The sequence below is a fragment of the Neisseria oralis genome (genome assembly GCF_045062685.1).
GTDB classification, from domain to species: Bacteria; Pseudomonadota; Gammaproteobacteria; order Burkholderiales; family Neisseriaceae; genus Neisseria; species Neisseria oralis.
The window spans coordinates 89024-103239 of the sequence record NZ_JBJGEB010000001.1; the positions used below are offsets into that span (position 1 = coordinate 89024).

Consider the following 14216-nt stretch of genomic DNA (forward strand, 5'->3'; position numbering starts at 1 on the left):
AGCCATGAGAAAAACCAAAATCGAAGCATTGAAAACCAAAGAACATTTAATGCTTGCCGCTCTGGACACCTTCTACAAAAAAGGTATCGCGCGCACTTCGCTCAACGAAATCGCCCAAGCCGCAGGCGTAACGCGCGGTGCGCTGTATTGGCATTTCAAAAACAAAGAAGACTTGTTCGACGCCCTGTTCCAACGCATCTGCGACGATATCGAAAGCTGTATGCAGCAGGATTTGGAAAGCAATGCGGGAGAATGCTGGCCGAATTTCCGCCTGACCCTGCTGAAATTCTTTCAGCGTTTGGAAAATAACAGCATGCACTACAAATTCCACAACATCCTGTTTTTAAAATGCGAACATACCGAACAAAACGAAGCGGTCATCGCAATGGCCAACAAACACCAGCTGCTGTGGCGTGAAAAAATCACCACCATTCTTTCCGCATCCATCCGCCAGAACGCCCTGCCTGAGGATTTGGACATCGACATGGCCGTCATTTTCCTCAACTCTATGCTCGACGGCCTGATTTGGCGGTGGTTCACTTCGCCGCAATCTTTCGATTTGGGCACGACGGCCCCCCGCATGGTGGAAATTGCTTTGGACAATCTGCAAAACCACCCGCAACTGCGCAAGCAGGCGAATTAAAGCGTCCGAACATTAAAGAGGCCGTCTGAAAAATCATTTCAGACGGCCTCCCAACGTTATATGAGTCCTATACCAACCCTTCTTTTTCCACCCAAGCGGTAATATCGGCCTCCACTTCCTCAGGCGTGCCCGGATTGCCGATTTTCACGCCGTATTCGTCCGCATCCAATTCTTCCAGAATCTCCAGTTGCGAATCCAGCATTCCGGCCTTCATATAATGCCCTTTGCGCGCCATCATGCGTTGCAGGTTCACCTCCTGCGGCGGCGTCAGGTGCACGAATACCACCTTTCCCTCCGCACCGCGCAGAATATCGCGGTAACTGCGTTTCAGCGCCGAACAGGTTACGACGGAATACGCCACCCCTTCACGCGACCGCTCCGTCATCCAGTCCCGCAACCGGCACAGCCACGGATAACGGTCTTCGTCGGTCAGCGGAATGCCCGCGCCCATTTTGTCGCGGTTTTCCTGCGTATGAAACTCGTCGCCTTCGGCATACGGGCAGCCATTCAAAAATCTCTGCAACGCAAGCGCAGCCGTGGTTTTACCGCAGCCGCACACGCCCATCATCACAAAATGCACTGTCATTCCGCCTCTCCTTCCTTATCCAATCAAACCAAAACGAAGGCCAACGCCGACAATGCAAACCCGATGGCTGCAATCAGCGTTTGGTTGACCGTCCACGTTTTCAGCGTCGTCGGCACGTCCATATCCAGCAGGCGGCCGACCAGCCAGAAGCCCGAATCGTTGAAATGGCTGCAACCGACCGAACCTGCCGCCGTCGCCAACACCACACATGCAAGCTGCCAGTCGCTGAAACCTGCGGCGGCAACGGCAGGAGCCATCAGCGCGGCGGCGGTCGTCAATGCGACCGTTGCCGAACCTTGCGCCACGCGCAACGCCAGCGCCACCAAAAAACAGCCCAGCAAAACGGGAATACCCAAATCCGCCATACTGTCGGCCAGTGCCTTGCCGATACCCGATGCACGCAATACGCCGCCGAACATGCCGCCCGCGCCGGTAATCAAAATCACCGAGCAGACCGGACCGAGCGCGCCGTCTATGGTTTTCTCCAGCGCACTGGCTTTATCGCCGCGTTTGCGTCCCAGCACGAACATTGCCGCCAACACCGAAATCAACAACGCTACGGGTGTCGAACCCAACATCTGCAAAATTTGAACCCAACTTTCGCCCGCATCGACCACTTTCTCGCTGATTAAGGTGGCCAGACCGGTATTCAGGAAGATCAACACCATAGGAATCAGCAAGATACCGATAACCGTCGCCGCGGAGGCCGGTTCCTGCGGCTGGTCCGCATCTTGCGCGCCGCCGCTCAGAAAATCGGGAACGGGGACATGAATCGTGCGCCCCAGCACTTTGCCGAGCAGATAACCGCTGAAATACCATGCGACGAACGCCACCGGCAGCCCGATAATCAGCACATGGCCGATATTCGCACCGTAAAATTCCGCCGAAGCAATCGGCCCGGGATGCGGCGGCAGGAAGACGTGCATCACCGAAAACGCGCCGATGGACGCCAGCGCATAAGGCAGCACGTCCTGTTTCATACGCCGCGCGGTGGCGAACACAATCGGCAGCATCACCATCAGTCCCGCGTCAAAGAAAATCGGGAAACCGAAAATCAGCGAAGCCATCCCCAGCGCAAACGGTGCGCGTTTCTCGCCGAACGCCCGCACCAGCGCATCGGCCAGCGACTGCGCGCCGCCGGACGTTTCCACCAGCCGCCCCAGCATCGCGCCCAAGCCGACCAGCAAGGCCACGCTGCCGAGCGTGCCGCCGAAGTTTTTGACCAGCACGTCGTTGACGATATGGTTCATCGGCAGCCCCGTCGCCACCGCCGTGGCCAGGCTGACCAGAATCAGCGTCAGCAGCGCGTGGATACGGAACTTCACAATCAGCACCAAAATCAGCAACACCGCGCCCGCGGCAATACCCAAGAGCGTGCCCGCACTTAAAGTCTGCGTCCAGTTTTCCATTTCGGATACCTCTGAGTAGAAAAAATACAAATAATATGCCGTTCATATCCAAGATAGCACAAACCTGACGCGGCAGCGCCACCGTTTAAACCGTTTTCGGTTAACCGTTTATTTTCAAATTAAAAAAGGCCGTCTGAAAAACGGCTTTCAGACGGCCTTCGGGAAAACGGCGGTTGTTAAAGCTGAAACATTCATTCATATGCCGAACGAAGCCTGTAATCGGATTTCATTATCCCGCTCCCGCCGTTTTCAGACGGCCTCGGCAACGATGGCGCACGGAAGGCGCGGCGCGGGCAAAAGTCGGACATCCCGCTGCGCTTTCGGGTAGAATACGGGCTTTGTGTTTATCAGGCCGTCTGAAAATATGTCTTCCGCCCCGTCTTCAAAAATCCCCTATTTCCTGTTGTCCGCACTGGCCGTCGCATCCGACCAGTTCAGCAAACTGGCCGTGCTGGAGAGTTTCCGCTTCATGGAGCGGCTGAACATCGTCCCCGGCTTTTTCGACCTGACGCTGGTATACAATACCGGCGCGGCATTCAGTTTTCTGGCCGACCAAGGCGGCTGGCAAAAGTTCTTTTTTCTGGTGTTGGCCGCCGTCATCAGCCTATACCTTGCCCGCGCCATCTGGCGCGACGACTTCGGGCGCTGGGGCAAAATCGGCGCGGCAATGATTATCGGCGGCGCGGTCGGCAACGTCATCGACCGTTTGCTTTACGGCCATGTGGTTGATTTTTTATTGTTTTACTGGCAGGATTGGTTTTATCCGGCCTTTAACATCGCCGACAGCTTCATCTGCGTAGGCGCGGTGCTGCTGGTAGTGGACGGTTTGAAAAACAAAAAACCGTCCGAAAATGGAAATAAAGAAAAACAATAAACGGAATCACACGCAATGTCTGAAAAAACCATTATTCTGGCCAACCCGCGCGGCTTCTGCGCCGGTGTCGACCGGGCCATCAGTATCGTGGAGCGCGCGCTGGAAGAATTCGGCGCGCCGATTTATGTGCGTCATGAAGTGGTGCACAATAAATTCGTGGTGGACAATCTGCGCGAAAAAGGTGCGGTCTTTATCGAAAACCTGTCCGAAGTGCCTGCCGGCGCAACCCTGATTTACTCGGCGCACGGCGTGTCCAAAGCCGTACAGGAAGAAGCCAAGGCGCGCGGCTTCCGCGTGTTCGACGCCACCTGCCCGCTGGTAACGAAGGTACACAAGGAAGTGGCGCGGCTGGACGCGCAAGACTGCGAAATCATCATGATAGGCCACAAAGGCCATGTCGAAGTCGAAGGCACGATGGGCCAACTGCCGCCGGGCAAAATGTTTCTGGTCGAAACGGTCGAAGACGTGGCGCGGCTCGAAGTCAGAAATCCCGACAAGCTGGCCTATGTCAGCCAGACCACGCTTTCGGTCGACGAAACCAAAGACATCATCGCCGCACTGAACGCGCGCTTCCCCAACATCCGCAACCCGCATAAAGAAGACATCTGCTACGCCACCACCAACCGTCAGAAAGCCGTCAAAGAGCTGGCGGAAGAATGCGATTTGGTGATTGTGGTCGGTTCGCCCAACTCCTCCAACAGCAACCGCTTGCGCGAAGTCGCGGCCCTGCGCGGCGTGGACGCCTACATGGTGGACAACGCCGGCTACCTGCGGCGCGAATGGTTCGAAGGCAAAAACAAGGTCGGCGTCACCGCCGGCGCATCCGCCCCCGAAGTGCTGGTCAAAGAGGTGCTGCAAACCATTCAGGAATGGGGGCACGAAACCATACGCGAGGGCGAAGGCGCGGAAGAAAGCATCGTATTCGTCCTGCCCAAAGAACTGAGGCGCGAGGGTGAAAACAAACAGGCGTTGAACAAAGGCTGAAAAACCTTCGGAAACAGATGAGGCCGTCTGAAAACAGATTTTCAGACGGCCTCGTTACCAACGGGAAACCGAACGCAGCTTATCGACGGATTGCCAGAAATTCTTCCAGCTCCTCTTCAGACGGCATACCGCTTTGCGCGCCGTTTTGGGTAATGGACACTGCGGCTGCGGCGCAGGCTTTGCGTACGGCGGTTTCCATGCCCTCTTTCCAATACACCGCAAATGCGCCGTTGAAGGTGTCGCCCGCGCCGGTGGAATCGACCGGCGTTACCGGAAAACTCGGCACATAGTGCAGCACACCTTGCTCGTCGTTATAAACCGCACCTTTTTCGCCAACCGTCATCAGCACGGGGCAGGGCGAACGGCTGATGAGTTCCTCGGCAGACATATCCTGAGGCAGCCCCAAGCTGGCGGCCAGCTCGTAAGTGTTGGGCGTCAGCAGCGTGGTCAGTTCGAGCAGCTCCTGCGGCAGCCTCTGCGCCGGCGCGGGGTTCAACACAAACGGCCTGCCGTGTTTCTGCGCCAGCTTCGCCGCGGTAATCACGCACTCCATCGGTATTTCGAGCTGCGAGAGCACCACATCGCTTCCGGCAATGGTTTCCTCATGCGCCAGCACGTCTTCCTGCGTCAGGGCGAAATTGGCGCCGGACACGGCAACAATCGAATTTTCACCGCCCGCAACGGTGATGTTGGCGATACCGCTCGAGTATCCCTGCACCGTCTTGACACAATCGCTGCATACGCCCTCACGGTCGAGGTTGGTCAGCATTTCATAGCCGAAACCGTCGTCGCCCACCGCGCCGATCATGCGCACGTCCGCACCCAGGCGCGCGGCGGCCACCGCCTGATTGGCCCCCTTGCCGCCCATGAAGCGGTTGAAATCCGTTCCCAGCAGCGTTTCGCCCATACGCGGGAAACGCGGTGCGTTGGTTACCAAATCCATATTGATACTGCCGACTACGGCCACTCTTACCTGTTTGAACACAATAAATCCCTTATATAATTTGCCATGCCGCCTTTTTCAGACGGCCTTTCATCACTTTTTACATACACGGAATACTATGACGTATGCAACCGTCTGTCAAACTATAATACCGTTAATCTGATTATTTAATACCGAAATTTAGCATTTTTGCAGCATTTCAGCATAAACGGCAGCGAGGCCGTCTGAAAATCGGGAATCCGGCGGCGGATGCCCTGCGCTGTTTTTCAGACGGCCTCTTTCAATTCGACGGCATCCGATATTTTACGCACGGCAACCGTTGCCGCAAACACCGCGCCGCCGTCTCGGGAAACATAATGCCCAACGGCGTTTCGCCGTCCAAAAGGATACGGTAGGACACGAATCCGCCCGCAACGCCGGTTGCGGGGAAACGGCGGCGGTTATTGCGGACATTTCAGACCCAGCCATTTAATCGTGCCGTTTTTGTCCAATTCTTTGACGATCAGCATAAAGCCACCGATTTCGATGCGATCGCCCTCCACCGGATATTTGCTGTCGGCGCGCATTTCAAACAATTCGTACAGGCTCAGGCTCTCCTCGCCGTCGTTGAGCCTCAGGCCGTAAGCCTGCGCCAAATCGCCCGCCCTGCCGGCCGGATCGACGACAAATTCGCCGAAGAAATTGAAATTCATGCGCACGCTGCTACCGGTTTCGGTAAAGTAGCGCGCCATATTGTCTACCTGCTCTTCCGGCAGGATATACCATGCCGTGTCGCCCGCCTGCAAAGCGGTGTCGCCGTGCAGCGCAATCCGCCTGCCGCCGCGTATCAGGGCGAAGCAGCGCAGCTCGAACGACGAGGAAATCGGCGCGACTTTGTCGGGGTGCATCCCTTCGGCCTCCGAATCGGCCGCCACGCGGTAGGCGGTCAGGCGCACGGATTCGCGTTCGGCCAGCCAGATGTCGCGCGTGTCTTTCGGTTCTGGTTTGGGCGGCACGGCCACTTTCAGCCAGCGCGCCATCACCGGAATGGTGGTTCCTTGAATCAGCAGCGACAAAATCACCACGGCAAACGCAACGTCAAACAACAGCTTCGAATTCGGCACGCCCATCACCAGCGGCATCATCGCCAACGAAATCGGTACGGCGCCGCGCAAACCGAGCCAACTGATATATGCCTTTTCACGCAGGCTGTAATGGAATTTCCACAAGCCGCCGAATACGGCTGCGGGACGCGCCACCAGCATCAGGAACACGGCGATGACCAGCGCGTCCGCGCCTTTTTCCAGTACGCTGGTCGGCGTGACGAGCAGGCCGAGCACTACGAACATGGTCGCCTGCGCCAGCCACGCCAGCCCGTCCATCACCCGCAGCACATGTTCGGTTGCCCGGCTGTGCTGGTTGCCGACGATGATGCCCGCGAGGTACACCGCCAGAAACCCGCTGCCGCCGATGAGGTTGGTAAAGGCGAACACCAGCAGCCCGCCCGAAACAATCATCAGCGCATACAGCCCCTCCGCCAGATTCAGACGGCCTACCAGCTTGGCCAGTATCTTGCCGCCGAGCCAGCCCAGCAGCAGGCCGAAGCCGAGTTGCCGCACCAGCATCCACAGGAACGACAGTACGCCCGACCGCTCCGGCTGCATAATCAGGCCAATCAGCGCCGTAACCAGAAAAACCGCCATCGGGTCGTTGGCGCCCGATTCGATTTCCAATGTTGCCTGCACGCGCTCGTTCAGGCGCACGCCGCTGTTGCGCAGCAGGCTGAACACCGCGCCCGCATCGGTCGAACCGACAATCGCCGCCATCAGGATGCCGAACTTCCAGTCCGACCCCAGATAAAACGTGGTAAACAGTCCCAGCAGCAACACGGTCGCAAACACGCCCCAAGTCGCCAGCACCACCGACGGTTTCAGCGCGATGCGGAAACTTTCCAGCCGCGTGCGCAGCCCGCCGTCGAGCAGGATGACCGCCAGCGCAAGCTGGCTGATGACGTTGGCCTGTACGAAATTGTCGAAGTCGACACGGCCGATGCCGTCTTCCCCCGCCAGCATTCCGACCGCAAGAAACACCAGCAGCAACGGCATCCCCAACCGTGCCGACAGCGTGGTCGAAACCACGCTCAGAAACAGCAGCGCCCCGCAAAGTAAAAACAGGCTGTTCATCCAATCCAATTTGTCCGCCCTCCCCTCGTCATGATATGCGTGTGAAATTTTCAGAATTTTATCATGAAAACAATGGGTTTTACCGACCGCGCCGCAGTCCGGCCGACAAAGCCGCCGCAGGCTGTTTTCGGTCGGACGCCCCGTTATCAGTTATAATGCGCGGTTCGCACATACTAACTTTTTCAGGAACCGCACACATGGCCTTTGCCTCGCTTTTCACCCTGCTCGACGACATCACGTCCGTTTTGGACGACGTCGCCCTGATGACCAAAATGGCCGCCAAAAAAACCGCCGGCGTAGTCGGCGACGACCTGGCACTGAACGCCAACCAGGTAACCGGCGTTTCCGCCGATAGGGAGCTGCCGATTATCTGGGCCGTCGCCAAAGGCTCGCTCGTCAACAAAATCATCCTCGTGCCGCTGGCGCTGCTGCTGTCGTTCTTCCTGCCCGCCGCGATTACACCGTTGCTGATGATAGGCGGCGCATACCTGTGTTTCGAAGGCGTGGAAAAACTGCTGCACAAATTCCTCCGTTCAGACGGCCACGAAGAAGCCGGAAGTCCGGCGGAAACATTGGATGAAAAAACCAAAATCAAAGGCGCCATCCGCACCGACTTCATCCTTTCCGCCGAAATCATCATCATCGCGCTGGGCGTGGTGGAACGGTACGACGCCGTTACCCAATCGCTGGTGATGGCCGCCATCGGTGTCGGCATGACCGCCTTCGTGTACGGCTTGGTCGGCGTCATCGTCAAACTCGACGATTTGGGTATGTTCCTGATGAAAAAAGACAGCGGCGCGGCCAAAACGCTGGGGCGCGGGCTGATTGCCTTTATGCCGTGGTTCATGCGCACGTTGAGCGTGGTCGGCACGCTGGCGATGTTTTTGGTCGGCGGCGGCCTCATCGTGCACAACTTCGCCCCGCTGCACCACTTCCTCGAAGCGCGCCACTGGGCCGACGGCCTCGCAGGCAATATCGCGGGGCTGGTAACCGGCCTCGTCAGCGGCGCCATCGTCTGCGCCGTCGTCCTGCCGCTGCTGCACCTGGCAAACAAAAGCAAATCCCACTGACAACCAACTGAAAGGCCGTCTGAAATCCGTTTTCAGACGGCCTGTCCGAATATTATGAAACTCATCCGCACCCTCGAAACCTACTGGCGGCAACCCCGTTTCTACTGGCCGCTCACCGTCATCATCGCCGCCGCCACGCCGCTGACTTTCGCCCCCTATTACCATTTCTGGCTGATGCCGCTGCTGTTCGGCGCCCTCGTCCGCCTGACCGAACTGCGCCCCGAACGCGCCGCCGCCACCGCCTACCTCTACGGCCTTGTCGGTTACGCCGCCCAGTTTTACTGGATACATACCGCCATGCACGACGTATCCGGCCTGAGCAACCTTTATGCCGTTCCGATTACCTTCCTGCTGCCCGCCTTTCTGGCGCTCTACCCCGCCCTGTGCTTCCGCCTGCTCCGCATGTTCCGTTACCCGCGCGCGGTCAACATCGGCATCATCCTGCCGCTATTGTGGACGCTGGCGGAATTTGCCCGCGAACGCCTGCTCACCGGCTTCGGCTGGGGCGCGCTGGGCTATTCGCAAATCGTCCCGAACAGCCCGCTGGCAGGATTCGCCCCCGTAGGCGGCATCCATCTGGTTACGCTGGCGACCGCCTGTACCGGCGCATGGCTGGTTTTGCTGATTGACAACACAGGCCGTCTGAAAAAACGCCTGCTGCCGCTGGCGGGCATCGCCGCCCTGTGCGGCACCGGCTACGCCCTCCAGCAGACTGATTTCACCCGTCCCGACGGCAGCACTGCCACCGTCGCTCTGATACAGGGCAATATCGAGCAGACCTTCAAGTGGCACGAAGACCAAATCGTTCCCACCATCCAAAAATACTACGCCCTGCTCGGCCAAACCAAAGCCGACATCGTCATCATGCCCGAAACCGCCATCCCCGTGATGCGGCAGGACTTACCGCCCGACGTACTGGTCAAATTCGCCGAACAGGCCGACGGCAACAACAGCGCGCTGGCACTGGGCATCAGCCAATACACCGCCGACGGCAGCGGCTACGAAAACGCCGTTGTCAACCTCAGCGGCTACCGCGACGGCGGCAAAACCCCGCCCTATTACGCCAAAGACCACCTCGTCCCGTTTGGCGAATACAAACCGCTCAAATTCATCACCGAACCGCTCTACCGGCTGATGAACATGCCGCTGGCCGACTTCCGGCGCGGCGGCGGCAGGCAAATGCCGCTGGAAATGAAAAACCAGAAAATCGCGTTCAACATCTGCTACGAAGACGGCTTCGGCGACGACTTAATCGCCACGGCCAAGCATTCCACCCTGCTGGCCAACGCCAGCAATCTGGCATGGTTCGGCGGTTCCAACGCCATGTACCAGCAGCTCCAGCAGTCGCAGGCGCGCGCAATGGAATTGGGCCGTTACATGGTACGCGCCACCAACACCGGCGCAACCGCCATCGTTTCCCCTAAAGGCGCTGTCCTCGCCGCAGCGGAACCCAACACCGATGCCGTACTGGAAGGCACCGTCAAAGGCCATACCGGCGAAACGCCCTATATGAAGCTGGGCGGCTCATGGCCGCTAATCTGCCTGCTGGCGGGCACCGTACTGTTTTTATACTTATTGCAGAAAAAACAAAAATAACGCCTGCGCTTACCTTTTTTCAGACGGCCTTTACCCAACTTTGAGGCCGTCTGAATTTACATTCACCATTGTTTGTAATATACTAAATCAAATTCATATGAATCTGCTCAAATTTTAAAAATCAATCAAAATTAATAAATCACAAAATTTTACCTATCACATATTGAACATTAACCGCAAACCCGCGTCTAATTAGTCATCCGCAGCAAGCAATGCTATACTGACCGGCCAAACGGCCGCATAATCCGCAAACAACACACAAGCGGCGCCGGAAAGCGCCGCCTCACAAAGGAAAACACTCGATGAACAACGCTTTCGCATTACCCGCCGTACACAGCGGCAACGGCAGCCTCGAACAATACATCCACACCGTCAACAGCATTCCCATGCTTTCCGCCGAAGAAGAAAGCAGCTTGGCCGAGCGTCAGCAGAAAGGCGACCTCGAAGCCGCCAAACAGCTCATCCTTTCCCACCTGCGCGTGGTCGTATCCATCGCGCGCGGTTACGACGGCTACGGCCTCAACCAGGCCGATCTGATTCAAGAAGGCAACATCGGCCTGATGAAGGCCGTCAAACGCTACGAACCCAGCCGCGGCGCGCGCCTGTTTTCGTTCGCCGTACACTGGATTAAAGCCGAAATCCACGAATTCATCCTGCGCAACTGGCGCCTGGTGCGCGTCGCCACCACCAAACCGCAGCGCAAACTGTTCTTCAACCTGCGCAGTATGCGCAAAAGCCTCAATGCACTGTCGCCGAAAGAAGCGCAGGAAATCGCCGACGATTTGGGCGTGAAACTTTCCGAAGTGCTGGAAATGGAACAGCGCATGACCAGCCACGACATCGGCATCATGGCGGACAGCAGCGACGACGAAGACAGCTTCGCCCCCATCGACTGGTTGGCCGACCACGACGCCGAACCGAGCCGCCAGCTTGCCAAACAGGCCCATTACGCCCTGCAAACCGAAGGCCTGCAAAACGCGCTGGCGCAGCTTGACGATCGCAGCCGCCGCATCGTCGAAAGCCGCTGGCTGCAAGACGACGGTGGGCTGACCCTGCACGAGCTGGCCGACGAATACGGCGTGTCGGCCGAGCGCATCCGCCAAATCGAAGCCAAAGCCATGCAGAAACTGCGCGGATTCCTCGCCGAAGAGGCCGCAGCCGTCTGATCCCGTTTCCAAGCGCATAACAGGCCGTCTGAAAAACTCCGCGATACGTTTTCAGACGGCCTGTTTTTATTTTCCTAATCAACAGGATTGACGCCTCCGAACATTCATTTCAAGGCTGATTTGTTCTATAATACGCCCTGACACACATCCCTATCCCCGCCCCACTCCCATGCAACTTACCGCCGTCGGACTCAACCACCAAACTGCGCCTTTGAGCATACGCGAAAAGCTGGCGTTTGCAGCCGAAAGTCTGCCCGAAGCCATGAGCAGTCTGGCCCGAAGCGAGGCCGCCAGAGAAGCGGTAATCTTATCCACCTGCAACCGTACCGAGCTTTACTGCATCGGCGAAGCCGAGCGGATTATCGAATGGCTGGCGCAATACCACGGCCTGCCCGCCGAAGAAATCCGTCCTTACCTCTACACCTTAGACAGCGGCGAAACCGTCCGCCACGCCTTCCGCGTCGCCTGCGGGCTGGATTCCATGGTACTCGGCGAACCGCAGATTCTCGGCCAAATCAAAAACGCCGTGCGCATCGCCCAAGAGCAGGAAAGCATCAACAGCGGCCTCAACGCCCTGTTTCAAAAAACCTTCGCCGTTGCCAAAGAAGTCCGCACCGATACCGCCGTCGGCGCCAACTCCGTTTCCATGGCTTCCGCTTCGGTCAAGCTGGCCGAACAGATTTTTCCCGCCATTGCCGATTTGAACGTTTTATTCATCGGTGCCGGCGAAATGATCGAGCTGGTCGCCACCTACTTCGCCGCCAAAAACCCCAAACTGATTACCGTCGCCAACCGCACCCTGCCGCGTGCGCAGGAATTGTGCGACAAGCTCGGCCTCAACGCCGAACCGTGCCTGTTGAGCGAACTGCCCGCCATCCTGCACGAGTACGACGTCGTCGTTTCGTCCACCGCCAGCCAGCTTCCGCTCGTCGGCAAAGGCATGGTCGAAAGCGCGCTGAAAAAGCGCCACAGTATGCCCGTGTTCCTGCTTGATTTGGCCGTCCCGCGCGACATCGAGGCCGAAGTCGCCGAACTGAACGACGCCTACCTCTACACCGTCGACGACATGATGGACATCGTCCAAAGCGGCAAAGACGCCCGCCAGAAGGCCGCCGCTGAAGCCGAAGCGATGGTGGAGGAAAAAGTCGCCGAATTTATCCACCGGCAGCAAAGCCGCCAGAGCGTTCCCCTTATCCGTGCCCTGCGCGACGAAGGCGAACGCGCCCGCCGCCAAGTGCTCGAAAACGCCATGAAGCAGCTTGCCAAAGGCACTTCCGCCGAAGAAGTGCTCGAACGCCTCTCCATCCAGCTCACCAACAAGCTGCTCCACTCACCGACCCGCACCCTCAACAAAGCGGGTTCGGAAAACAGCGGGCTGGTTGACGCCGTCGCGCAAATCTATCAGTTGGACCACCACGACTGAAAGGCACATACCCGAAAGGCCGTCTGAAATCCGCGTATTACGTTTTTCAGACGGCCTTTTCCGACACACCGACGATTCCACGGAACGCAGCATCGTCCCGCCCCGAACGGAGTATTCCATGCCCGCCTACATCCCGTCTTCCGATTTGAAAACCATCCTCCATTCCAAACGCGCCAACCTCTATTACCTAGAGCACTGCCGCATACTGGTCAACGGCGGCCGCGTCGAATACGTTACCGAGCAGGGGAAGGAATCCCTGTATTGGAACATTCCGATAGCCAACACCACCTGCATCCTGCTGGGAACGGGCACATCCGTTACCCAGGCCGCCGTGCGCGAGCTGTCCAAAGCGGGCGTGGTCATCGGATTTTGCGGCGGAGGCGGAACACCCTTGTTTGCCGGTTGCGAAGTCGAATTTTTCAGCCCGCAGAGCGAATACCGCCCCACCGAATACCTGCAACGCTGGTGCGACTTCTGGTTTGACGACGCCAAACGGCTGGCGGCCGCCAAACACCTACAGGCCGCCCGTCTGAAAACAGTGGCGCAAATCTGGTCCCAAACCGACTGGCAGCCCGATTCGGACATTCTCAACGGCCTGCTGCGGCGATACGAGAAAGAATTTCAGACGGCCCCGGACAACCAATCGCTGCTCGCCGCCGAAGGACGCTTCACCGCCAAACTTTACAGCATCGCCAACCGGGCCACGCTGAACGACGCGACGTTCAAACGCAGCACGCGCGGCGAAAGCGGCGACGCGGCCAACAAATTCCTCGACCACGGCAACTACCTCGCCTACGGGCTGGGCGCAACCGCCTGCTGGGTGCTCGGCCTGCCGCACGGTTTGGCGGTGCTGCACGGCAAAACGCGGCGCGGCGGCCTGGTATTCGACGCCGCCGACATCGTCAAAGACGCGCTCATCCTGCCGCAGGCCTTTATCAGCGCGGCCGAAGGCGACAACGAGCGCGAATTCCGCCAACGCTGTATCGAACGGCTGGTGCACTTCGAAGCACTCGACATCATTATCGACACGCTGAAATCCATCGCCGCCGAATCCTCGAAATAAGGCCGTGCCGCAATCATCCGCCCACAGGCGGCAATCCGCACTCCAAAGTTTCAGACGCAGAATCAAATAACTCTATTTAAAACACTTACTTTAATTGATACAGTTACAGCTACAATGAATTCACTTCATTTTTGATACAGCGGCCTATTGATTCCGTCATTCCCGCGCAGGCGGGAATCCAGGCCTATCCGCACAGAACTATCGAGGGAAAGGGTTCCCTGAATTTTGCGTTCTAGATTTCCGCCTGCGCGGGAATGACGGAATTTAATGACCGGTTGTATTTAAAATTTAGTAAGT

12 protein-coding genes are annotated in these 14216 nt (G+C 57.7%); 8 read left to right on the forward strand and 4 right to left on the reverse strand.

The genetic code is table 11. The features are described from left to right. Positions 1-4 precede the first annotated feature (4 nt). Positions 5-643 carry a multidrug efflux system transcriptional repressor MtrR gene (mtrR, locus tag ACI43T_RS00465; protein WP_009174220.1) on the forward strand — a complete coding sequence of 213 codons (639 nt, stop codon included), beginning with the start codon at positions 5-7 and terminating at the stop codon, positions 641-643. A 67-nt stretch (positions 644-710) separates the two neighbouring features. On the opposite strand, the gene ACI43T_RS00470 is transcribed toward mtrR, so the two are convergent. Continuing rightward, positions 711-1229 (reverse strand): gluconokinase, GntK/IdnK-type, encoded by a 519-nt coding sequence (locus tag ACI43T_RS00470; RefSeq protein ID WP_009174221.1) that lies wholly within the window; start codon positions 1227-1229, stop codon positions 711-713. Positions 1230-1252: 23 nt separating this feature from the next. Continuing rightward, positions 1253-2638, reverse strand: coding sequence for a GntP family permease (locus tag ACI43T_RS00475; protein ID WP_377079463.1), 1386 nt, complete (start codon positions 2636-2638; stop codon positions 1253-1255). Positions 2639-3002: 364 nt separating this feature from the next. Here ACI43T_RS00475 and lspA point away from each other — a divergent pair, with 364 nt between their 5' ends. Together lspA and ispH are read left to right on the forward strand one after the other, a co-directional pair. Next, on the forward strand, positions 3003-3512 hold the full coding sequence (gene lspA, locus ACI43T_RS00480) for a signal peptidase II (protein WP_039850830.1): 510 nt from the start codon (positions 3003-3005) through the stop codon (positions 3510-3512). 15 nt (positions 3513-3527) lie between these two features. Then, positions 3528-4496 carry a 4-hydroxy-3-methylbut-2-enyl diphosphate reductase gene (gene ispH, locus ACI43T_RS00485; RefSeq protein WP_009174224.1) on the forward strand — a complete coding sequence of 323 codons (969 nt, stop codon included), beginning with the start codon at positions 3528-3530 and terminating at the stop codon, positions 4494-4496. A gap of 79 nt (positions 4497-4575) precedes the next feature. On the opposite strand, the gene rbsK is transcribed toward ispH, so the two are convergent. Continuing rightward, positions 4576-5481: a ribokinase gene (rbsK, locus tag ACI43T_RS00490; RefSeq protein WP_405385231.1), complete on the reverse strand. Its 906-nt coding sequence runs from the start codon at positions 5479-5481 to the stop codon at positions 4576-4578. A gap of 398 nt (positions 5482-5879) precedes the next feature. Then, positions 5880-7610 carry a potassium/proton antiporter gene (locus tag ACI43T_RS00495; protein WP_405385232.1) on the reverse strand — a complete coding sequence of 577 codons (1731 nt, stop codon included), beginning with the start codon at positions 7608-7610 and terminating at the stop codon, positions 5880-5882. A 188-nt stretch (positions 7611-7798) separates the two neighbouring features. Here ACI43T_RS00495 and ACI43T_RS00500 point away from each other — a divergent pair, with 188 nt between their 5' ends. The 5 genes from ACI43T_RS00500 to cas1f all read left to right on the forward strand — a co-directional run bounded on the left by ACI43T_RS00500 (position 7799) and on the right by cas1f (position 13919). Then, complete coding sequence (locus ACI43T_RS00500) at positions 7799-8671, forward strand: DUF808 domain-containing protein (RefSeq protein ID WP_405385233.1); 873 nt, start codon at positions 7799-7801, stop codon at positions 8669-8671. Between the two features lie 54 nt (positions 8672-8725). Next, the gene (gene lnt / locus ACI43T_RS00505; protein WP_405385234.1) at positions 8726-10267 is read left to right on the forward strand and encodes an apolipoprotein N-acyltransferase; all 1542 of its coding nucleotides are present in this window, start codon (positions 8726-8728) and stop codon (positions 10265-10267) included. Positions 10268-10569: 302 nt separating this feature from the next. Next, positions 10570-11433, forward strand: a complete 864-nt coding sequence (gene rpoH, locus ACI43T_RS00510; RefSeq protein WP_314106608.1) for an RNA polymerase sigma factor RpoH — start codon at positions 10570-10572, stop codon at positions 11431-11433. Between the two features lie 169 nt (positions 11434-11602). Continuing rightward, on the forward strand, positions 11603-12856 hold the full coding sequence (gene hemA / locus ACI43T_RS00515; RefSeq protein WP_009174229.1) for a glutamyl-tRNA reductase: 1254 nt from the start codon (positions 11603-11605) through the stop codon (positions 12854-12856). 118 nt (positions 12857-12974) lie between these two features. Continuing rightward, positions 12975-13919: a type I-F CRISPR-associated endonuclease Cas1f gene (cas1f, locus tag ACI43T_RS00520; protein ID WP_405385235.1), complete on the forward strand. Its 945-nt coding sequence runs from the start codon at positions 12975-12977 to the stop codon at positions 13917-13919. The last annotated feature ends 297 nt before the right edge of the window (positions 13920-14216 follow it).